This is a genomic window from Paenibacillus sp. J31R109, assembly GCF_059692055.1.
On sequence record NZ_JCAUAR010000015.1, the window covers coordinates 1 to 21,077 of the forward strand.

The 21,077-nt window shown below is 46.7% G+C and carries 19 protein-coding genes, 2 tRNA genes, 1 rRNA gene and 1 riboswitch; of the genes, 19 read left to right on the forward strand and 3 right to left on the reverse strand.

Annotation, left to right across the window (positions count from 1 at the left end; all coding sequences use genetic code 11):
• From rrf to AC58QT_RS27325, 12 genes are all read left to right on the forward strand, one after another.
• A 5S ribosomal RNA gene (gene rrf / locus AC58QT_RS27270) occupies positions 1–110 on the forward strand; the annotation flags it as partial.
• A 103-nt stretch (positions 111–213) separates the two neighbouring features.
• Positions 214–1,392, forward strand: a complete 1,179-nt coding sequence (locus AC58QT_RS27275) for a putative glycoside hydrolase (RefSeq protein WP_497411771.1) — start codon at positions 214–216, stop codon at positions 1,390–1,392.
• A 162-nt stretch (positions 1,393–1,554) separates the two neighbouring features.
• Positions 1,555–3,012: an IMP dehydrogenase gene (guaB, locus tag AC58QT_RS27280; RefSeq protein ID WP_497411772.1), complete on the forward strand. Its 1,458-nt coding sequence runs from the start codon at positions 1,555–1,557 to the stop codon at positions 3,010–3,012.
• A 168-nt stretch (positions 3,013–3,180) separates the two neighbouring features.
• Positions 3,181–4,548, forward strand: a complete 1,368-nt coding sequence (locus tag AC58QT_RS27285) for a D-alanyl-D-alanine carboxypeptidase family protein (RefSeq protein WP_497411773.1) — start codon at positions 3,181–3,183, stop codon at positions 4,546–4,548.
• A 121-nt stretch (positions 4,549–4,669) separates the two neighbouring features.
• On the forward strand, positions 4,670–5,551 hold the full coding sequence (pdxS, locus tag AC58QT_RS27290) for a pyridoxal 5'-phosphate synthase lyase subunit PdxS (protein WP_310501153.1): 882 nt from the start codon (positions 4,670–4,672) through the stop codon (positions 5,549–5,551).
• Positions 5,551–6,129: a pyridoxal 5'-phosphate synthase glutaminase subunit PdxT gene (gene pdxT, locus AC58QT_RS27295; RefSeq protein WP_310501152.1), complete on the forward strand. Its 579-nt coding sequence runs from the start codon at positions 5,551–5,553 to the stop codon at positions 6,127–6,129. The genes pdxS and pdxT overlap by 1 nt, the downstream gene beginning before the upstream one ends.
• Positions 6,130–6,220: 91 nt before the next feature.
• Entirely contained in the window at positions 6,221–7,501 is a 1,281-nt protein-coding gene (serS, locus tag AC58QT_RS27300; RefSeq protein ID WP_310501151.1) for a serine--tRNA ligase, read from the forward strand.
• 84 nt (positions 7,502–7,585) lie between these two features.
• Positions 7,586–7,672 (forward strand) — tRNA-Ser (locus AC58QT_RS27305).
• Between the two features lie 203 nt (positions 7,673–7,875).
• Positions 7,876–12,333: a DUF2252 family protein gene (locus AC58QT_RS27310; protein ID WP_497411774.1), complete on the forward strand. Its 4,458-nt coding sequence runs from the start codon at positions 7,876–7,878 to the stop codon at positions 12,331–12,333.
• A 121-nt stretch (positions 12,334–12,454) separates the two neighbouring features.
• Positions 12,455–12,802: a hypothetical protein gene (locus AC58QT_RS27315; protein ID WP_497411775.1), complete on the forward strand. Its 348-nt coding sequence runs from the start codon at positions 12,455–12,457 to the stop codon at positions 12,800–12,802.
• A gap of 18 nt (positions 12,803–12,820) precedes the next feature.
• On the forward strand, positions 12,821–12,976 hold the full coding sequence (locus AC58QT_RS27320) for a hypothetical protein (protein ID WP_310501147.1): 156 nt from the start codon (positions 12,821–12,823) through the stop codon (positions 12,974–12,976).
• A gap of 18 nt (positions 12,977–12,994) precedes the next feature.
• Positions 12,995–13,165, forward strand: a complete 171-nt coding sequence (locus tag AC58QT_RS27325) for a small acid-soluble spore protein P (protein ID WP_157256842.1) — start codon at positions 12,995–12,997, stop codon at positions 13,163–13,165.
• Between the two features lie 335 nt (positions 13,166–13,500).
• Here AC58QT_RS27325 and AC58QT_RS27330 read toward each other — a convergent pair whose 3' ends face one another.
• Positions 13,501–14,706, reverse strand: coding sequence for an MFS transporter (locus tag AC58QT_RS27330; RefSeq protein WP_497411776.1), 1,206 nt, complete (start codon positions 14,704–14,706; stop codon positions 13,501–13,503).
• Positions 14,707–14,812: 106 nt separating this feature from the next.
• Positions 14,813–14,886: transfer RNA gene (locus AC58QT_RS27335), tRNA-Arg, on the reverse strand.
• Between the two features lie 160 nt (positions 14,887–15,046).
• Between AC58QT_RS27335 and AC58QT_RS27340 the strand changes: the two genes are divergently transcribed.
• From AC58QT_RS27340 to AC58QT_RS27350, 3 genes are read left to right on the forward strand one after another with little or no spacing between them, the layout of a single operon-like run.
• Positions 15,047–15,544, forward strand: coding sequence for a DUF1648 domain-containing protein (locus tag AC58QT_RS27340; RefSeq protein WP_497411777.1), 498 nt, complete (start codon positions 15,047–15,049; stop codon positions 15,542–15,544).
• A 15-nt stretch (positions 15,545–15,559) separates the two neighbouring features.
• Positions 15,560–15,811 (forward strand): DUF1697 domain-containing protein, encoded by a 252-nt coding sequence (locus tag AC58QT_RS27345; protein ID WP_497411778.1) that lies wholly within the window; start codon positions 15,560–15,562, stop codon positions 15,809–15,811.
• A complete protein-coding gene (locus AC58QT_RS27350) occupies positions 15,786–16,121 on the forward strand; it encodes a hypothetical protein (RefSeq protein WP_497411779.1) in 336 nt (111 codons plus the stop codon). The genes AC58QT_RS27345 and AC58QT_RS27350 overlap by 26 nt, the downstream gene beginning before the upstream one ends.
• A gap of 4 nt (positions 16,122–16,125) precedes the next feature.
• Here the strand turns inward: AC58QT_RS27350 and tadA are convergent, their stop codons facing one another.
• Positions 16,126–16,584 carry a tRNA adenosine(34) deaminase TadA gene (gene tadA, locus AC58QT_RS27355; protein WP_397341470.1) on the reverse strand — a complete coding sequence of 153 codons (459 nt, stop codon included), beginning with the start codon at positions 16,582–16,584 and terminating at the stop codon, positions 16,126–16,128.
• A 254-nt stretch (positions 16,585–16,838) separates the two neighbouring features.
• Positions 16,839–16,925: riboswitch (cyclic di-GMP riboswitch) on the forward strand.
• 68 nt (positions 16,926–16,993) lie between these two features.
• Here tadA and AC58QT_RS27360 point away from each other — a divergent pair.
• The 4 genes from AC58QT_RS27360 (at position 16,994) to prmC (ending at position 20,952) form a co-directional block, all read left to right on the forward strand.
• Positions 16,994–17,785: a PilZ domain-containing protein gene (locus tag AC58QT_RS27360; protein WP_497411780.1), complete on the forward strand. Its 792-nt coding sequence runs from the start codon at positions 16,994–16,996 to the stop codon at positions 17,783–17,785.
• Between the two features lie 78 nt (positions 17,786–17,863).
• Entirely contained in the window at positions 17,864–18,964 is a 1,101-nt protein-coding gene (gene ychF / locus AC58QT_RS27365) for a redox-regulated ATPase YchF (protein ID WP_310501138.1), read from the forward strand.
• Between the two features lie 33 nt (positions 18,965–18,997).
• Positions 18,998–20,062, forward strand: a complete 1,065-nt coding sequence (gene prfA, locus AC58QT_RS27370; protein ID WP_497411781.1) for a peptide chain release factor 1 — start codon at positions 18,998–19,000, stop codon at positions 20,060–20,062.
• A complete protein-coding gene (gene prmC / locus AC58QT_RS27375; protein ID WP_497411782.1) occupies positions 20,062–20,952 on the forward strand; it encodes a peptide chain release factor N(5)-glutamine methyltransferase in 891 nt (296 codons plus the stop codon). The genes prfA and prmC overlap by 1 nt, the downstream gene beginning before the upstream one ends.
• The last annotated feature ends 125 nt before the right edge of the window (positions 20,953–21,077 follow it).

Genomic DNA, 21,077 nt, shown 5'->3' on the forward strand with positions numbered 1-21,077 from the left:
ATGATGGCGGAAGGGATCCACGCGTTCCCATCTCGAACACGACCGTTAAGCCTTCCAGCGTCGATGGTACTTGAACCGCAGGGTTCTGGGAGAGTAGAACGTTGCCAAGCAATAAGTAAGAGTCTTTCTGGATTAATTTCCAGAAAGACTCTTTTTTTTATATCTGTAAATGTTGCTTTTTTAACCATACTAATCCTACGAGGAGGGATGACGATGAGGACGACAAGCAGCATGAGATGGATGAGCAGGGTGTGTCTTTGTTCGTTAGTAACGCTGATGATGAATGGATGCTCAGCTAAGATTGATGAAGTGAAGGAAGAAGCAAATCCACTTCACGCTTTGAGTTATATGGGGAGCATCGGCACAGCGTCAAACCAGGTGGCAACGCCTTCTTTTCAGAGTACAAGTAAACCGGTCGTGAAGGGTATTTACGTTTCTGCTTGGTCGGCCGTAGGCGATAAATTTGAGCAATTAATTCAGCTTGTAGAGCAAACCGATCTAAATGCCATGGTGATAGATGTTAAGAATGATTCAGGTCAGGTGACATACCCATCAACGGTTCCTTTGGTTAATGAGATTGGGGCGAACAGCCATGTCATCATACATGATTTGAAAGATAAGTTGCAGAGATTGAAGCAGAAACATATTTATACGATTGCCAGATTAGTCGTGTTCAAGGACCCCTACTTAAGTAAAAAGAAAAGTACATTAGCTATGAAAAAGAAAGATGGAACTGTCTGGAAGGACCCGAAGGGAATCGCCTGGGTAGATCCTTTTAAAACTGAGGTATGGGATTATAATATTCAGATTGCGAAGGAAGTAGCTTCACTCGGTTTTGATGAGATTCAGTTCGATTATGTGAGGTTCCCAGAGAATGGGCAGAAGGTGGACCGTGAGGTCATTTTTGATAACCCGCAGAAGCTAAGCAAAGCGCAGGATATCGCGACCTTTTTGCATACAGCGAAGGGACGGATTGGTGATCAGGCATACATCTCTGCGGATGTGTTTGGATTAACCACTTCGATGGCGAATGATATGGGTATTGGACAGGACTGGGGGATGATCAGTAAGGAGGTACATTTCATTTCTCCGATGCTGTATCCGTCTCACTACACGAGTGGTATTTATGGTATCAAAAGTCCGGATTTGCAGCCCTACGCGGTCATTCACCAAGCCGTTAACGACGCCAATTGGAAAAATAAGCAGTTAGCACGGTCCAATCAGCAGACTGCTCAGATTAGACCTTGGTATCAGGATTTTACAGCCACATGGGTCAAACCGCATAAGAAATATGGTGACATAGATGTCAAGGAGCAGATCAAAGCGGCGAGGGAGCAGGGGGTTGAGCAGTTTTTGTTATGGAATCCTAGTAGTACGTACTCCTATCGTTAACGGAATAGACTTATTCAAGGTGAGGGGGAGCTAGATGCTCTTCCTTTTCCTTGACACCAAAAAAGGGCTTTTGTTAAGATTGCAATCATACACGGAAGAATGAAATAGAAGCTTATGAATCAAGCTTTCAGTTAGAGGGCTTTAAGGAGGATATGGTACGCTGTGAGAGAAGATAAGTTTGGCAAAGAAGGTTTAACGTTCGATGATGTATTGTTAGTTCCGAGAAAGTCAGAAGTGTTCGGTAAGGAGATCGACATTTCGACGGAACTGGCACCTGGTGTAAAATTAAATATTCCTTTTATCAGCTCGGCTATGGATACAGTGACGGAGTCTGCGCTAGCGATTGCTATGGCTCGTGAAGGCGGTATCGGAATTATTCATAAGAATATGTCCATCGAGCTACAAGCTGAGCACGTTGATCGTGTCAAAAGGTCAGAAAGCGGCGTAATCACGAACCCGTTCTCATTGACGCCTGAGCATCATGTCTATGATGCAGAAGAGTTAATGGCGAAATACCGCATATCGGGTGTACCGATTGTAAATGAAAGCAATCGTTTAGTTGGTATTTTGACGAATCGCGACTTGCGCTTTGTACATGATTACTCCATTAAAATTAAAGAAGTGATGACGCAAGAAGGGCTTGTGACAGCACCCGTTGGAACAACGCTTCAGCAAGCAGAAGGCATCCTTCAGAAACATAAAATTGAGAAACTGCCTTTGGTAGACGAGAATTTTGGTCTTAAAGGGTTAATTACGATCAAAGATATCGAGAAGGCCATTCAATTCCCTAACTCGGCCAAAGATAAACAAGGACGTTTACTAGTAGGTGCAGCTGTTGGAGTATCTAAAGACGTGATTGAGAGAGCCGCAGCGCTTGTTACAGCGGGTATTGACGTCATCGTAGTGGATTCCGCACATGGACATCACATTAATATTGCAGAGACGGTTAAAAAGCTAAGAGCACAGTATCCAGAGCTTCCGATTATCGCTGGTAACGTGGCAACAGGTGATGGTACACGCGATTTAATTAAGGCTGGAGCGTCCATGGTAAAAGTCGGAATCGGTCCTGGTTCGATCTGTACGACCCGTATTATCGCAGGGATCGGTGTTCCTCAAATTACGGCGATATATGATTGTGCACAAGCAGCGGCTGAATTCGGTGTTCCGATTATCGCTGATGGCGGTATTAAGTACTCCGGTGATGTGGTTAAAGCGATCGCAGCGGGAGCTAGCGCGGTTATGATCGGCAGCCTTTTTGCGGGAACGGATGAGAGCCCGGGTGAGTCTGAGATTTTCCAAGGGCGTAAGTTCAAGGTATATCGCGGAATGGGTTCCCTAGGCGCAATGAAAGAAGGCAGCAAGGATCGTTATTTCCAAGAGAACGAGAGCAAGCTTGTGCCAGAGGGCATCGAAGGTCGTGTGGCTTATAAAGGGCCAATGGCCGATACGGTGTATCAACTGGTAGGTGGACTTCGTTCAGGTATGGGGTATTGCGGAGCACGCAACATTCAAGAATTAATTCATGATACGCAATTTGTTCGTATTACGGGGGCAGGTTTGAAAGAAAGCCATCCGCATGATATTCAAATTACAAAAGAAGCACCGAATTACTCGATGTAGATGATAGACTTTTAGCTCGGGCGAAAAGCTCACTATAAAGTGTCACAATATGGATATAATTGGAGGCGTGGGATTTGAACCCACGTTTTCTTTTTTTTGTCTAATGGGGTGTGTTACAATATAACGTGTCTTATATTATGTCCAACATCATTTAGGGAGAGTGAAATTGTGAGATTTTTACGTTTTACAAAGAAAAAGGTTGCTTTGGTGTTAGGTGTTAGCTTAATTGCTCAATCCTTACTTTTACATATACAACCAACCTATGCGGCATCGCCTTCTCCTTCGGCAACCCCAAAGCCTGCAGCGGTGACAACGCCTGCTCCTAATGCAGCAACGACGCCTGCACCGGCACTGAATGAACCTCAAGTAGCAGCTAAATCTGCAATCATCATGGAAGCTAGCACAGGAGCTGTCCTGTTTCAAATGAACGCGGATGAAGCTTTCCCACCAGCAAGTATGGCGAAGATGATGACCGAGTATTTGGCCATGGAGAGCATTAAAGAAGGCAAATTCAAATGGGACTCACCTGTGACAGCTACGAAGAATGCGGCGGATGTCATTGGTTCTGGTCAGTTGATTGCCGAGAATGAAACGTTGACGTTCAAAGATATGTTCAATGCGATGTCTATTTATTCCGCGAACGATGCTTCTGTGGCTTTTGCAGAATTACTTGGCGGTACAGAAGAGAATTTTGCGAAAATGATGAACGATAAAGCGAAACAGCTTGGCATGTCAGATAAAGCTCATTTTATTAGTGCGACTGGACTTTCACGTGCTGATCTCAAGAACCCACCCGCTTCCATTGAGGGTGAGACGAAGATGACAGCTCGCGATGCGGCGATTCTTGCTTATAATATTTTGAAAGACCACAAAGAAATTCTAGAATTTACGAAAATCCCTTCCTTGAAGCTTAGAGCAACAGATAAAACAGCGATGATCAACTGGAACTGGATGCTTGAAGGGAATTCAACGAACACCAACTTTAAGAAGTATGCGTATCCAGGATTAGATGGCTTGAAAACCGGTTCTACGGATGATGCGGGCTACTGCTTCACTGGAACGGCAGAACGCAATGGGATGCGTATGATTACGGTTGTTATGGGGACGAAAACGGAACCAGAGCGTTTCAATGAAACACGCAAGCTGATGGACTATGCATTTAACAATTTTGAGATGAAACCATTCTTAAATGCAAAACAGACGATAGATTCTTTGAAAAGTGTGAACATTAAGAAGGGTGTACAAATGGAAGTACCTCTTGTTACGAAAACAGGTCTAACGTTCGTAGCTAGAAAAGGCGCGAAAGATACTGATTTCCAAGTGACGGCTGAGTCTGTTGAAGAAGCTAAGCTCGTAGCTCCAATTGCGAAAGGCGACACGCTTGGCAAGGTAAGAGTAACCTACAACGGTCAAGAAAAAACCGTAGAATTGATTGCGGACGGAGATGTAGAAAAAGGAAGCTGGATCCGACTGCTGTTCCGATCCATTAAAAACTTCTTCAGTGATATGTTTAATGGGATCAAAGGCGGCTCTTAGGCCAGAAAATGGGTTGTATATTGCCCATCCTTCATGTAAAATTATTGTTTAGAAGTTTATTATCGAATCGTGTAGGGAACTGCAACGAAATTGGCATACAAGCTATAGGAGGAAATAAAGAATGGAAACAGGAACTTCCCGCGTTAAAACTGGTATGGCTGAAATGCAAAAAGGCGGCGTCATCATGGACGTTATGAACGCCGAGCAAGCTAAAATCGCTGAAGCAGCTGGTGCGTCCGCTGTTATGGCACTTGAGCGCGTACCCGCTGATATTCGTGCAGCTGGTGGCGTATCCCGCATGGCGGATCCAACAATTGTTGAAGATGTTATGAAAGTTGTATCCATTCCAGTCATGGCGAAAGCAAGAATCGGGCACTTCGTTGAAGCGAAGGTTCTTGAATCCCTAGGCGTTGACTATATCGATGAGAGTGAAGTACTGACTCCTGCGGATGAAGTATTCCACATCAACAAACGTGATTTTACTGTACCTTTCGTTTGTGGTTGCCGCGATCTTGGCGAAGCTTTGCGTCGTATCGGTGAAGGAGCTTCCATGCTTCGTACGAAGGGTGAGCCAGGAACAGGCAACATCGTAGAAGCAGTTCGTCACATGCGTCAAATTCAAGGTCAAATCCGTAAAGTTCAAAGCATGTCTTTGGACGAATTGATGTTCGAAGCGAAAACAATTGGCGCTCCTTACGAGTTGATGCTTCAAGTTCACCAAACAGGTAAATTGCCTGTTGTTAACTTCGCAGCTGGCGGTGTGGCTACACCTGCTGACGCAGCGTTGATGATGCACCTTGGTTCTGATGGTGTATTCGTTGGATCCGGTATTTTCAAATCCGATAACCCAGAGAAGTTCGCAAAAGCGATCGTTGAAGCGGTAACGCACTACACGGATTTCAAATTGATCGCTGAAATTTCCAAAAACCTAGGTACCCCTATGAAGGGAATCGAAATTTCCAAGCTTCAAGCTTCCGAGCGTATGCAGGAGCGCGGCTGGTAATGACGAAGATTGGGGTTCTCGCGCTGCAAGGCGCGGTAGCGGAGCATATCCGAGGCATTGAAAAAGCAGGCGCTGAAGGTGTCGTTGTGAAACGCACCGAGCAGCTAGCTGAGCTAGATGGCATTATTCTTCCTGGCGGAGAGAGCACGACGATTGGTAAGCTTATGCGTACGTATGGCTTCATCGATGCGTTACGTGAGTTCTCTGCGGCAGGCAAGCCGGTATTCGGCACCTGCGCGGGGTTGATTGTCATCGCGAAAGAGATCACCGGACAACCAGAAGCTCATCTAGAGCTGATGGACATTACGGTGGCTCGCAACGCGTTCGGTCGTCAACGCGAAAGCTTTGAGACGGACTTGCCGATCAAAGGCATTGACGAGAACGTTCGCGCGGTATTCATTCGCGCCCCACTTATTGAGAAAGTGGGACCAGATGTGGATGTATTGGCCACGTATGACGGCCAAATCGTCGCCGCGCAGCAAGGGCATCTTCTTGCGGCGTCCTTTCACCCAGAGCTGACGGACGATTTCCGTCTGCACAGTTATTTCTTAGACATGGTAAAGCAAAGCCAAGCATAATTAACGGTTCAAGCACCCCGAGTTAACCGGATTGCCGGTATGGGTGCTTGCTTCCATATATAAACCATTTTGCGCTAACGGAGGAATCTCCTTGTTTGATGTAAAGTTACTTCGAAGTGATTTAGCAGCTGTACAAGCTGCCATGCAAAACCGCGGTAAGCAGATCGAGGAGCTTAATGGTTTCACAGAGCTAGACGTGAAGCGCAGAGAGCTGCTGCAAGAAACGGAACAGCTGAAGAATCGCCGCAACACCGTTTCCCAAGAGGTGGCGGGGCGTAAGAGATCCGGTGAAAATGCGGATGAGCTGATTCAAGAAATGAAAGTGGTCGGAGACCGCATTAAAGAGCTTGATGACGAAATTCGTGTCTTGGACGAGTCATTGCAACAGGTTCTTCTCTCCATTCCGAATATGCCGCATGCCAGCGTACCTGTAGGCCGTACGGAAGAAGAGAACGTGGAAGTACGCCGCATTGGCGATATTCCATCTTTCGATTTCGAAGTGAAGCCGCATTGGGAAGTAGCGCAGGACTTGGGCATCTTGGATTTCGAAGCAGCGGCGAAGGTAACGGGTTCGCGTTTCGTTTTTTACAAAGGGTTGGGGGCTCGTCTAGAGCGGGCATTAATCAACTTCATGATGGACCTGCACAGCGATGAGCATGGCTATGAAGAAATGCTGCCTCCCTATATCGTTAACCGTGACAGCCTCACGGGAACAGGACAACTTCCGAAGTTTGAGGAAGATGTGTTCAAGGTTGAGAATTCGGAATATTTCTTGATTCCGACAGCAGAAGTACCCGTCACGAATTATCATCGTGAAGATATTCTAACGAATGAACAGCTGCCGGTTAATTTCGTAGCGTTCAGTGCTTGTTTCCGTTCGGAAGCAGGATCCGCTGGCCGCGATACACGTGGTTTAATCAGACAGCACCAATTCAACAAAATTGAGCTCGTAAAGCTTGTTAAGCCCGAAGACTCATATGAAGAGTTGGAGAAGCTTACAGGGCATGCTGAGCGCGTCCTACAGCTTCTGAAGCTCCCTTACCGCGTGTTGTCACTCTGCACAGGCGATATTGGCTTCACATCTGCGAAGACGTACGATCTAGAAGTATGGCTGCCAAACAGCGGAGCATATCGCGAGATCTCCAGCTGCAGTAACTTCGAAGACTTCCAAGCGCGCAGAGCGAATATTCGCTTCCGCCGCGATGCGAAGGCGAAGCCGGAATTCGTACATACGCTGAATGGATCAGGCTTAGCTTTAGGCCGTACAGTGGCTGCGATTCTTGAAAATTATCAGCAAGCGGATGGATCAATCGTTGTGCCAGACGTGTTAGTACCGTACATGAACAACGTGAAAGTAATCACGAAAAAATAAGTACTTGCATCGAGTAATGATTATGTGCTACAATGCTTTTTGTCACTGCACAAGGTCGTCTCCCTAATCGGGGACGCCTATCGTGGAGAGGTGGTCGAGTGGTTTAAGGCAGCGGTCTTGAAAACCGCCGAGGTCGCAAGGTCTCCGTGGGTTCGAATCCCACCCTCTCCGTAGCCAAGGTAATACCCAACCAAAGAGTCATGCGATTCTCGAAATCGTGTGGCTTTTTTTGTTTTTATTTTTCGAAGGGCAAAGGATAAAAGTAATATATGCTTTACAAAATCTACATGATAATTTAACGGAAAATGGGTATTTTGTAGGTGGTGCTTTTCTTATAATGGACGAGATTATCCATGATAAGAGGAGTGAAAAAAGTGAAACTGAAGCTTAAAAAGTCAATCATAGCAGCACTTATTGCAGCCATCGTTTGTAACATCGGATACTTGCCAGGGACTTTGCAAAAGGCAGAAGCTGCAGCTGCGAATCATATTGTTATTAGTGAAATATTTGGTGGTGGGGCCCATAATAAAGATTCTCCTTACAAGAATGATTTCATTGAGCTTTATAATCCAACCAATAGTGTACAAAGTTTGGATACGTGGAGCGTTCAATTCCTAAAGGCCAATACAGCTGGCCAGGACACTACGACGAGTGTAACGGACAGTGTGTATCGAGCAAAGGTATCTCTTGCTGGAGATATTCAGCCTCACGGCTATTACTTAATTAAACTTGGCGTAGGACCTTGGACATCAGCGTATAGCACGGGATCCGGCAAAGAGATTGAGGGTGCCGATGCGACGGATACTAACTTAAACATGAATAAGGATGGCGGAGTTGTTGCACTTCTGAGCAGCACAGCAGATTTTGATTTCAGTGCAAGCTCAGGAGGAAACATTGTAGATTTGATTGGGTACGGAGGAGCGAGTATTTTTAAAGTTGCAGCTGCACCAGGTGGCAGTGCTCAAAAAAGTATTATTCGCAAAGCGGTAAATCCAACAGACGGAACTTTCTTAAGCACGCTTAGTGCTTACAGCTCAACTCCAGCAGGAAGTGGTCTTAATGCTGGGAATGGTTACGAGGTTGGGAATAATTCTTTAGATTTTGAAGTAACGGCCAACAATTCGCAAGTAAATCCGCAAAATAGTGCTTCTAGAATAGAGCCATTTGCAACAGCGGTTGCTAATCCTTCGGATAACACAGTTTCCATGGGTTCACTTGTGGCTATCGATTCTTCGAATGCTACTTTTCAGCTTACAGCTACATATGGGGTACCCAAAGCTACGTTGATACCTAGCACAGATTTTACAATTAGCAATTTGCCAGCTGGTTTATCCGTTTCGGCTACTGCGGTTGGAAGTGTCATGACGTTCACGATCACGGGACAAGCAAGCACAGATGTCGTAGTAGATACGCCTTTGTCCGTTACCCTGCTTCCTTCAGCCTTTCAAGGAGGGATCTACGGGCCGTCTGATGCCATTACGGGAATGACCCTACTGAAGTTTGGAGGAGTTACCAAGGTAACAGGGACAGTCACAGATGCCACGGTTCAAATGGCTACATCCACGTCTGTATCGACAACAGACAGTACCTTTGTTATTACACTAGGAAATGGCATTGTGAAAAATGGTCATTTAAATCAATCTGATTACGTAGTAACAGGTAGCACTTCGCTAAATGGATTAACGATTACAGCAGTTGGTGATGGAAACAAAACAGTGACCTTTACAATCGGCGGAACAGCTGCACGGCCGATTCTAAATGATGTTATTCTTGCGATTACGATGAAAAAAGAAGCTGTAACTACGGGGGCTAGCGAAGATTCAGATGCGATTTCCGGGATTACTGTCAAGCGACCGGCAGCACCGCTACTTAACGATACTGCCCGCAAAAATACGATTGTTACAGCACTAAAACAAGCTAATGCCTTTCATTCAGACGTCTATGATAAAAACTATAAGTACTCGGAAATGGCTGCGAAACCGCATAAGTTCTTCCGTGGTAACAGCCCGCTATTTTATCAGGATTTAGGATCGATCATCCCTGTCCCACAAGCTTGGTCAACGTGGAACGGCGTCAACACGTGGATTGAAGGCGATGCTCATACGCGTAATGTCGGCTTCTTCGATCATAATGACGGGCAACCTTATTTTGATCTCAATGATCCGGATGAATCGCTCGTAGCCCCATTCTATTTCGATTTGATCCGTTTTGTTGCAAGTATTTATAATACGAAAGATGATGTTAGCGGCACTAAGAGTACAAGCGCTGCGGATACTCGTCAAGCGGCTAAGGACTTTTTGGAGCAGTATAAATCAACGCTGGCAAGTGTTCAAGAAAACGATAGCGAGAACTCAGCTAAAATCGATGAAAATTTCTTGCTCTCAAACGGATTTTCCAACACCGATTATATGTTGAAAATCTTCTACGGGAATTCGACGAGTGAAGGTCTACTAGATAATCTTACGAATAAAGATGTGCTTGACGTTAACACGGCTAAGAAGATTAAAGGACTTACCAAAGTGGTGAATGGCGAGCGCAGCTTTATAGAAATAGCAGCTCCGACAAGTTCGACAACGGCTGATGAGAAGCTGCTTGCCGTCACTCCCGCCGAAGAGAATGAGATCAGAGCCAACTGGTCCGGATATGTAAACCAAACACGATTATCCGCAGCATCCAAGGATCAATACTTTGCCATTAAAGATATTGCGCGGGTTATTGAAAAAGGACTTGGCAGCATCGGGGTTAGGCGCTATTTCGTATTAATCGAGGGTGCTACTACGGGAACGAATGATGACCTCATTCTGGATGTAAAGCAGCAGAAAGCTCCTGCCTTGTTGGGGAACACTTTTGTGAATCTAGATTATTCAGCCTATGTAGGTAAAGACGCTTCCCGTGCGAAAAAAGCATATGACGAGTTGTCTTCCGTTGATGATCCGTTTGTCGGCGAGTTGAATGGCGCTGCCAAAACGTTTTTGATTCGAAAGATCTCAGCTTTTGATCGAGATTACGATGATAGTAAGTTCGCTGATTTTAATGCATACAAAGATTTCTTAAAGGCGTCCGCTATGGCCTATGCTTATGCGCATGCACGTGCTGATCGCAATTTAGGTTACAATTTTGAAGTGAATGCCCTTACTGTGTTGAACACCGACTGGAGTACCATCAGAGATACAATTGTCAACTTAGGTGAAGATTACGCCAAGCAAGTGGAGGCTGACTACAATCAATTTAAAAATGTGAGTGCTGCTAATTTGATTGATATTGCAGATTTGAGTGCATTATCGGTCGTGGGGGGAACAATCTCACCCTCCTTTAACAGTAAACAAACAGATTATGCTATGAGTGTTGGAAACAGTGTATACGCGATGACAGTGGCTCCAGCAGCAATTGACCCAGCGGCCACGATGACTGTGAACGGAACTGCCTATGCAGGGCCAACACCTCGTACGATAGATTTGGCTGTAGGCAGCAATGCGGTCACGATCGTGGTTACGGCACAGGATCAATCGACAAAGACATATAAGATTAGCGTTAATCGAGAGGGCTCCAACTCTAGCGGAAGCGGGACAGGGGCGGCTCCAGTCGCACCAGAAGCGACAAGCACAGTAGAGAAGAGCGATACGACTATTAAGACGACAACGGATGTAAAAAGCTCGTTAGACAGCACTGGGAAGGCCACAGCCGCAGTAACAAGCAAGCAAGTAACGGATGCGCTTGCGAAAGTGGCAGATAGTCAGGTGACTGGCAAGGATTCAGTGTTAGAAATTAAAACGGTTGTAGACCCTGCGGCAAAGGAAGCCGTGGTCAGTCTGCCAACCGAGGCTTTTGGACTCATTGCAAGCAGCTCAGCAGATACGCTGACGTTGTCAGCAGGACTTGCTCAGATTTCTTTAGACAAACAGGCCATGGGTGCTGTGCAGGGAGCCGTGACAAGCGGTACAGTAGATATTTCGATCCGCAAAGCGGACGTTCAGGCAGCAACGCAAGGTTGGACCCCAGCTGCTAAGGAAGAGCTGGAAGCCGCGGTAAGTGGTCGCCCAGTTTTCGACTTTACGATTACAGCAGGCGGCAAAACGGTTTCGAGCTTTAATGGCGGTACGGTAGAGGTCCAAGTTCCCTATAAACCGGCAGCTAATGAGGACACGAATGCCATTGTAGCCTACTACATCGCTGATAACGGTGAGCTTGTAAAAGTGACGAACAGCTATTTCGATGCCGCTACAGGCACGCTAATTTTTAAAGTAAGCCACTTTTCACAATACGCGGTGGGGTATGCACCTGTTACGTTCGGAGATACGTCAGGAAGCTTCGCGAAGAGCTATATAACTTATCTAGCCGCTCGCAATATGATCAACGGAACAGCAGAAGGTGAATTCTCGCCGGCTGCACAAATTACCCGTGCGGATTTCACCCTGATGCTCGCTCGCATGGCGGGCGCAAATCTAGGCGCGTATAAAGCGGGTACCTTCAACGATGTGAAGGCGGACAGCTATTATGCCCAGGCTGTACAATGGGCATCCGAGAATGGCATTACAAGCGGCGTACGCGCAGGTGAATTTGCACCAGCAGCTAACATATCGCGTGAGCAAATAGTAACGATGATTGCTAGGTTCGCCGCGCTGCAAAAGTTTAGTTTGCCGCAAGTTGCGGTCACGTCAACATTTGCAGATGGCGCTGAGATCCCTGCCTTCGCTGTAGATGCAGCGAAAGCGATGCAGCAAGCTGGCATTATTTCTGGGAAATCCGGCAATCGATTCGCACCGAAGGATTTCGCTTCACGTGAAGAGGCGGCTAAGATGTTGGGTATGCTTTGGCAGCAAATGATTCAATAGTTAGCTAATCTTAACACCTATTCCAAAGCACGATTTCTCATTCGTGCCGGGGAGTAGGTGTTTTTTTACATGGATAAAAGACAGGCGGCTTCCGCATTTTAATCATGTGGAGGTGTTACCTATGAGCAAATCAGATAAGCCTAGCGTGGATCAAGCTGAAATCGTGAAAGAGTGGATGCGCGTCATGCCCACCGTTCTCCAGCCTGCCGATACAACAAGGGTATGGGCAGATGAAGGCGATGCCGACGCTGTCCGAGTGCACATTATGACGGCGGGGCATACCGGCTATTCGTTTGATTTTAAAGTGACGTATGTGGACGCCAGAGAAGTGAAGGTTGAACTAACCGATGTACAGCAAGGAACGACGCATATTGACGAACGAAGTGGTGTGATACAGTCGCTAATCGATGATTATGTGCGGCATATTCATGAGTGTGCGCAGGCATTGCAGAAGGTTACGAACGCTTAATAGAAGGAGGACACCTTGATGACGAAGCAAAAGAGTGCAGATAAGAACCTGCAAAATGTGGCTAAGGATCTAGATGCGAATCCGGCGAACGCGCATAATGCGCAGCAAATCCAGCAGAAGGTCAACGACCATAGGCATCAAGATGCTCTAAATCACGAAGGAACAAACTCGTAACAGAGAGGATGAAGAGCCATGTCTAAACCTAAAAACTATTCCGCAGGTGACAATCTTGTTAATAATGGCAATGTAAAGAATCGAAACAATGCGGGTGGCAATCAGGAGCCACTGTCTGGTTCTAAGAAAGTGAAGAATCAGAATCATCATGGCGGACACGCTGCAGAAGGTCATGGACACGGCGGATAACGGGCAACGAAATTTTTAAAAATAATATGATTAGAAAAACAAAAATCGGTCATACTATTATTGTCGGCAAGCAGAGAGGTGTGGTTCCGTTGGAGCAATTAGCGAAAGCGAAACAACCGTTGCAAAGAGGACTTTTCTACCTGTTATAATCAGGCTGGAGGGCGATGTGCTAAAGACACTTACCGTGTTTTATACGCAGATTTAACTTAGGTTTTATGTGTAACAAGGTTCAAAGAAATATCATCAATGCCGACAGAAAAAAGAACCCTTATGGGTTCTTTTTTTCTATGTCTTTGGACGATACCTTATAACCAATTCGCGGAATGCCCTTACTATCATTGCGCAATCGTAGAGTTGTTAGCCGTTAGTGGCCGTTTCTTAGCTGCGTTTTGAACGAACAGATAAGCGAGAAGTGCACTGAAAGCACCGAGGATACCGAGTACAATAAAGCCCTGATTGAGTGAAAAATAGTCACCAATGATGCCCATAAGGACTGGCCCTACGAACATCCCGAGCCCATATATGGCTTGGAAGAAGCCCATGGCTGTTGCGCGCTTATCCGCAGGCATATGCTTAATGCTCATGCCCATGAGTAATGTAAATGAAAGTCCGCGACCAAAGCCTGCCAATGCTTGCGTGACCATAAGCAGCCAGAGATGATGAGTGAACGGAACCGTAAAGGTGAATATCCCCATGAGCAGAAAGCCAACTACAACCATGCGCTTCTCTCCATAACGGATCGCCCATCGTCGTCCCCCGAACAAGGAGGCTAGCGCAACAGGAACGTTAGCAAATAAGGACAACAAGGAGAGCGAGAATTTGTCTGCTCCGAGCTGCATGGCATAGACCGGTGTAAAGCCGAAAACCGTAGCAAAAATCAATACCTGCGATAGAATGGCAAGCAACGACACGAAGAGGAGCGTACGATCTGTCGCCACGTCGCCAATGCCGCGTAACGTAATTTTCGGAGCGTCTTTCTCGACTTTTTCAATGAGGAAGAATGAGCCGATCATGCCAAGGAGGCCCAGTACTGCACCTAAGATAAATACCGATTCCCACCCCAGCTTGTCTGCTGCCCAGCCGGCACTTAGGATACCAAGCACCTGACCGAGTGAGTTGAAAAAGGAGATGGTGCCAATCGCCTTCGTTGATTCTTCATGCTTGTAATAGCTCGTGAATAGCACTGTAAAATCAACCCATGTCGCTGCGGCTGCCCCTGCGAGTGCGCGGAGGATTAGAATCCAAGTAAAATCGTGCGTGAACCACAGCCCAATTCCGGTAATGGCAGTGAAGAGAAGGCCGAAGGTAATGAACAGTCTTCTTTTATGAAAACGATCCGACATAATGCCTACGGGTATGCGGAGCAGCATCTGCGAGATGCCGTACATACCTACAATCCAACCTGCTAACTGGTGGCTTCCCCCAAGGAACTCTACATAAGGCGCCATGATCGGAACGCTGGTGTACATGGACATCCAGAAAAGCATCGTGACCGCGCAGAAGAGCGGGATCCGGTAAGATGAGATAGCGCGAGTTGTCATCGGAGTGAGGACTCCTTTCGATTATGAATCCAAAACAAAGAAAGGGATTGCCAACCTAAGTTGAAATCCCTTTTTAAAGTATGTTTGCTTTGTGAGAAAAACGATACGCGCCCGATACGATTCGAACGTACGACCTACAGTTTAGGAAACTGTTGCTCTATCCTGCTGAGCTACGGGCGCATAGTATCGTCATTCTAACACGAGATGTTTTTGAAGTGCAACCCATTTTAACCCATGTGCAAGCAGGAGGTTTCGTATGAGTAAGGAATGTACATAGTGGGTAAAGAAATAAATAGCACTACCGTAATCTGTTGTTAACCTAATAGAAAGTAGGTGTTGTATGGAGCAACGTCCCGTGATCCAACTCGGCAGATCCAAAGTTGAAACTATACTTGATGTCATTTCTTTGCTCGTAATCATAAGTATGATCGCATATGTTGCCTACGAGTGGCGCGATATGCCCGAGCGAATTCCGATGCATTTTAACGGGAAAGGGGAGATCGATGGCTGGGGGAACAAAATGAGCCTAATGGCCGTACCGCTTATTGGAGTTATCATCTATGTTGGCTTGACGCTCTTAAGCAAGGTCCCTCACGTGTACAATTATCTAACTGCTATTACCGCTCAGAATGCCCGAGGGCAATACCAGAATGCGCGTTTGCTCATCCATAGTATGAAGACGATAATCCTCATTCTGTTTATGTTTATTGAGTGGTCTATTATACAGAGTGCAAAAGAAGGCAATGCGGAGCTAAATTTATGGGGGTTAGGCTTCATCCTGTTGATACTGTTTGGCACGATCATCTTCTTCCTCATACGTTCCATACAATTGAAGTAAGGGAGGCATGTCACAATGACGGTTTACGTAGGTTTTCTGCGCGGGATTAATGTAGGAGGCAAAAATAAGATCAAAATGGCCGACTTGAAAAAGACACTAGAGGCCATAGGATTAGCACACATACAGACGTATTTGCAAAGTGGCAATGTGTTGTTTCAATCGGAGGAGCCAAGTGAGTCACTAAGACCACGTATTGAAAAAGCAATTAGCGATGCGGCTGGCGTAGCGCCTACCCGTTATTTTGCGCACCGCAGCGGAGCTAGCTGAACTTGTAGGGAATTGTCCTTATGACGCAGATGACTTGTCCGAAGGGGAGAGCATTCAAATTTCCGTACTAACGGAAGAAGCCCCGCCGACATTCACCGACATCTTATCCAAGGGACAGAGTGAAGTCGATGAGTTTCAGATACAGGGCTGCACAATATATTTTCTGTTTCGGCAAAGTGTGTTGGATTCGAAGCTGGCGAGCAACATTCAGAAACTTGGCGATCGCACGACGACGCGAAATTGGAATACGATGAGCAAGCTGGTAGAGTTAGCCGAGGCCTTACAGCCAGGACACACTTCAAACGGCTGAACGCCTACGCTTTTCCCCGTAATTTTCGAAAGAACTGCGTTAACATCGTTGAACATTCCTCTTGCAAAACGCCACTAACCACATCGACACGATGATTGAATCGGTCCTCCTGCAGTAAGTTCATCAACGTCCCAGCGCAGCCAGCCTTCGGATCCACTGTTCCGTAAATCACCTGCGGTATTCGTGCTTGCACGATGGCACCTGCGCACATCGGACAAGGTTCCAGCGTCACATAGAGCTGGCAGTCGAGAAGGCGCCAGGCTTGCAGATGCTCGCTCGCTTGTTTAATAGCAATCATCTCTGCATGTGCGAGAGGATCTAGGGTGGTTTCGCGTAAATTATAACCGCGGCCTATGATTTGACCTTGATAGACGACGACTGCGCCTATCGGTACTTCACGGATGGCTTCAGCTTTAAGCGCCTCGCCAATCGCTTCTTGCATCCAGGGGATATGTTGATCCACAGGGGGACACCTCGCAATAATAGTTTATCCACATGTGCATAAAAATCCGAACAGATATTCGTTGTTAACAAGCTGTGGATAACAATGTGGATAACTTATAAACCTGTGGATATTCATTCCACTACACATTCATACAATAAAAACATCGCCCATGCAAGGATTTTAGTTGAAAGAAATATCCAGGCTACGTATAATGGTGGTAATAGTGGGTCTTTTAGACCATAAACAAAGACTAAATTGAATAGCATAGCAGGGTTCGACAATAGCAAACTTGTTGAAAAGCAAGGACGCAAAGCTGAGGGTCTACGGTTCTAAGGAACTATGACAGCCTGGTTACCGAAAATCGATGCTTTTTTTTGATTAAGGTATAGGCTGTTCCCTTTCATATTGAAGAGGAGCAGTCTATTTTGTGCGGAATTGTGCTGTGGAATCCATTCGTCCGATAGAGGGAGAGGTGAAGGTGAGCATGGCGATGAATCAGGATACTTTGAAACGGTATGGGAGCAAAGAAGGATTTGACGCGGAAGTATTAATCGATTCTAGGGCTGTTTTAGCGAAGGATGATTTTGTGTCTACAGGTATCCTTACCTATGCACAAGGCGATATCATGGAGATCGAGTTGCCGGAATATGAAGTGTTTCAACTTGGGGATAAGGCCAAAATGACGCTATACACCAAATCGGGTCTTTTTGTTCTTGATACGACAGTCGTGGCTAGAGAGCCTGGTTCGCTCATTGTGATTAATCCCCCGGAGAATCGAAAGAAGTTTTCGGAGAAACGGGAGTTCCCGCGGGTGAATGTGAAAAACATAGGACAAATTTTTGGGTTTCAGAATATCCAACAGAAAGAACAGTATCAGCTTGAACAAGCCATTGAGATTTCAATAAAAAATATTTCGATGAATGGACTTGGTTTCACGATTAACGATAGTTCCATGATTGATGCCATTCTACATAAAAAATGTCAGTTACAAGTACAGCTCGATTTAGGCTTCGAAATGCCTTGTATGTTGGAAATTATAAGGAAAGAAAAGCAAGAGGGCAGCTACTACTACGGAGCTAGCTTCGAGAGCGTTCCTGCGGAACAAAGCAATGCGCTGCGCGGTTTTATTCTGCGAAATCAGATCCAAACCTACTTCGAACAGAAGCGGGATGAAGAGTACAAAAAAGCATTGGAAAAAAAGTCTGGAGCTAATCAATAGCTTGCAGGCTTTTTTTTGCCCTCCAAGTACTATATAATAAGAAGGATGATCTTCGAAAATTAAGGAGTTGTAACGACAATGGCTTTGAAAGCAGGTATCGTCGGTCTACCGAACGTAGGAAAATCGACATTGTTTAATGCAATTACACAGGCGGGGGCAGAATCTGCGAATTATCCGTTCTGTACGATCGATCCGAATGTTGGGGTAGTAGAAGTACCAGACGAGAGATTGCAGAAGCTGGTAGAAATCGTTGTGCCTAAGAGCATCGTGCCGACAGCATTCGAATTCGTTGACATTGCGGGTTTAGTTAAGGGTGCGAGCAAAGGCGAGGGCCTTGGAAATAAATTTCTAGCACACATCCGCGAAGTTGATGCGATTGTGCATGTTGTCCGTTGTTTTGAGGATGATAATATTACTCACGTTTCTGGGAAAGTCGATCCGATTGGCGACATCGAGACGATTAATCTTGAATTGATTTTGGCAGACATTGAGTCGGTTGATAAAAAAATCGAGCGTTCACGCAAAAACCTCAAAGGCGGCGACAAGAAAGTGGTAGCCGAAGTTGAGTGTTTGGAACGTATCAAAGAAGCCTTATATAATGATATGCCAGCACGCAGCTTGGATTTGACAGACGATGAGCGCCTTCTAGTTCGCGATCTTCACTTATTGACGATGAAGCCAGTGCTTTACGCGGCAAACGTTAGTGAAGATGAAGTTTCAACTGCGGATGACAATGCATACGTTAAAATTGTGAAGGAATTCGCAGAAAAAGAAAACAACGAAGTTGTTTCTATTAGTGCGAAGGTTGAATCCGAAATTGCTGAGTTGGAAGACGAAGAAAAAGCGATGTTCCTGGAAGAGTTGGGACTTCAAGAGTCCGGCTTGAATAGATTGATTAAGGCAGCTTACCGCAAACTCGGTTTGTACACGTATTTCACAGCTGGGGTTCAAGAAGTTAGAGCATGGACGATTCGTAAAGGAACGAAAGCTCCGCAAGCAGCTGGCGTGATTCATACGGATTTTGAACGTGGATTTATTCGTGCAGAGGTTGTTTCTTATCACGATTTAGCTGCTGCTGGATCCATGGCAGGTGCGAAAGAAAAAGGGCAAGTACGCCTTGAAGGTAAAGAGTACGTGGTAAATGACGGCGACGTTATGCATTTCCGTTTCAACGTTTAATTATTAACAAAAATAAGAAAGGAGTGATCCCCTATGTTGGATCGACTTCAGTCCATTGTGGACCGCTATGACAAACTAAGCGAGTTATTGTGTGACCCGGATGTAACGAGTGATACGAAGAAACTAAGAGAGTATTCCAAAGAGCAATCTGATCTTCAGGAGTCTTACGATGCTTATAATGAATATAAGAGCGTGAGCGAGCAACTTGCTGATGCGAAAGTGATGCAGAATGAGAAGCTAGATGATGAGATGCGCGAAATGGTTAAAATGGAGATCGACGAGCTTAGCGAGCAGTCTGCTAAACTCGAAGAACATCTTCGCATCTTGATGATGCCGAAGGACCCGAACGATGATAAGAACGTCATCGTGGAAATTCGCGGAGCGGCAGGCGGCGACGAAGCTGCACTGTTTGCAGGCGATCTCTACCGCATGTATACGCGTTATGCGGATGCGCAAGGTTGGAGAACGGAGATTTTGGATGCTTCCGTGAATGATTTGGGCGGATTTAAAGAAATTATTTTCATGATTACGGGTAAAGGTGCTTATAGCAAGCTCAAGTTTGAGAGCGGTGCGCACCGTGTTCAACGTATTCCAGTAACGGAATCCGGTGGACGAATTCATACATCTACTTCTACAGTTGTTGTTATGCCGGAAGCAGAAGATGTAGAAATCGTGATTCATGATGCAGATATTCGCGTAGATACGTTCTGTTCCAGTGGAGCGGGCGGTCAGTCCGTTAATACAACGAAATCCGCTGTACGTGTAACCCATGTACCAACGGGTATCGTGGCAACATGTCAGGATGGTAAATCGCAAAACTCCAATAAAGAGTCAGCGCTTCGCGTACTTCGTACGCGAATTTCAGATAAATTGCGTGAAGAAGAAGAAGCGAAATATGCCGGCGAGCGTAAAAGCAAAGTCGGAACGGGTGACCGTTCAGAGCGTATTCGTACGTACAACTTCCCGCAAAGCCGGATTACCGATCACCGTATCGGCTTGACGCTACACCGTTTAGAGACAGTTCTGAACGGCGATATGGCGGAAATTGTGTCAGCGTTAACGATTGCTGCCCAATCCGATGCCTTAGAGGCGATGTAATGACGAGTGCAAACATGAGTGTGAGAGAAGCCTTTGTGAAGGCTTCTTCTTTTTTAGCAGAGCAAGGCGTCGCAGAGGCTTCGGCTTGCACGGAGTTATTGCTGCAGCACCTCTTAGGCGGCTGCAGTCGGACTGAGCTGCTGTTCCGCTGGTGGCAGGAACAGATGCCGGAAGAGCTGGTCGCTACGTGGGACCAGCTCGTTGCAAGGAAGGCCGCGGGTGAACCGGTGCAGTACATCACCGGTGAGCAGGATTTCTTCGGCCTTCCGTTTATGGTGAGCCCGGCCGTACTGATCCCGCGGCCGGAGACGGAGCTGCTCGTGGAGGCGCTCATCCACGAGGGCTCGCGTCTGTTCCCGCAAGGCGCTCCGCTCCTTGCGGATGTGGGCACCGGGAGTGGCATCATCCCGGTGACGATCGCGCACACGCGCCCTGCGTGGCGCGTGGCGGCCAGCGACATCTCCGCGGCAGCGCTGGAGATGGCCCGCAAGAACGCGCAGCGCCACGACGTGGCTGCGCGAATCCAGTGGCTCGAGGGCGACCTCCTCGAGCCTTACATCGAGCGCGGGCTCGCGCCGGATATACTGGTGTCCAACCCACCGTATATCCCAGATGGCGACCTGCCAGCGCTGATGCCCGAGGTGCGGCTGTTCGAGCCGCACACAGCCCTGTTCGGCGGTGTCGAGGGACTCGACCTCTACCGCCGGATGATCTCGCAGCTGCCCTTATTGCCACGAATCCCGACTGTGGTCGGGTTCGAGGTGGGCATCGGGCAGGCGGAGGCAGTTGCGGCGCTGTTAGGTGCCGCTGCAGACTGGACGGAGATCCGCTTCGTGCAGGATCTCCAGGGGATCAATCGTCATGTGCTGGCGATTCGTGAGCCACGCTAGTTGTAGGCGTGCCTGAAAGCCTGCGAATTTACATCAATTTATCGATGAAAGTAATAGAAATAGGAAATTACTGCGAATATGCAGGCATTTATGCAAAATTAGCACCTGTATGACTAAAAACAGTT

Excerpts from the sequence above, each read along its gene's own strand:
- AC58QT_RS27325 (WP_157256842.1), top strand. The coding sequence starts at position 12,995 with ATGTCTAAACCTAAAAACTATTCCGCAGGTGACAATCTTGTTAATAAT.
- pdxT (WP_310501152.1), top strand. The coding sequence starts at position 5,551 with ATGACGAAGATTGGGGTTCTCGCGCTGCAAGGCGCGGTAGCGGAGCAT.
- AC58QT_RS27330 (WP_497411776.1), bottom strand. The coding sequence starts at position 14,706 with ATGACAACTCGCGCTATCTCATCTTACCGGATCCCGCTCTTCTGCGCG.
- AC58QT_RS27345 (WP_497411778.1), top strand. The coding sequence starts at position 15,560 with ATGACGGTTTACGTAGGTTTTCTGCGCGGGATTAATGTAGGAGGCAAA.
- prfA (WP_497411781.1), top strand. The coding sequence starts at position 18,998 with ATGTTGGATCGACTTCAGTCCATTGTGGACCGCTATGACAAACTAAGC.
- pdxS (WP_310501153.1), top strand. The coding sequence starts at position 4,670 with ATGGAAACAGGAACTTCCCGCGTTAAAACTGGTATGGCTGAAATGCAA.
- prmC (WP_497411782.1), top strand. The coding sequence starts at position 20,062 with ATGACGAGTGCAAACATGAGTGTGAGAGAAGCCTTTGTGAAGGCTTCT.
- ychF (WP_310501138.1), top strand. The coding sequence starts at position 17,864 with ATGGCTTTGAAAGCAGGTATCGTCGGTCTACCGAACGTAGGAAAATCG.
- AC58QT_RS27320 (WP_310501147.1), top strand. The coding sequence starts at position 12,821 with ATGACGAAGCAAAAGAGTGCAGATAAGAACCTGCAAAATGTGGCTAAG.
- AC58QT_RS27315 (WP_497411775.1), top strand. The coding sequence starts at position 12,455 with ATGAGCAAATCAGATAAGCCTAGCGTGGATCAAGCTGAAATCGTGAAA.
- AC58QT_RS27340 (WP_497411777.1), top strand. The coding sequence starts at position 15,047 with ATGGAGCAACGTCCCGTGATCCAACTCGGCAGATCCAAAGTTGAAACT.
- AC58QT_RS27275 (WP_497411771.1), top strand. The coding sequence starts at position 214 with ATGAGGACGACAAGCAGCATGAGATGGATGAGCAGGGTGTGTCTTTGT.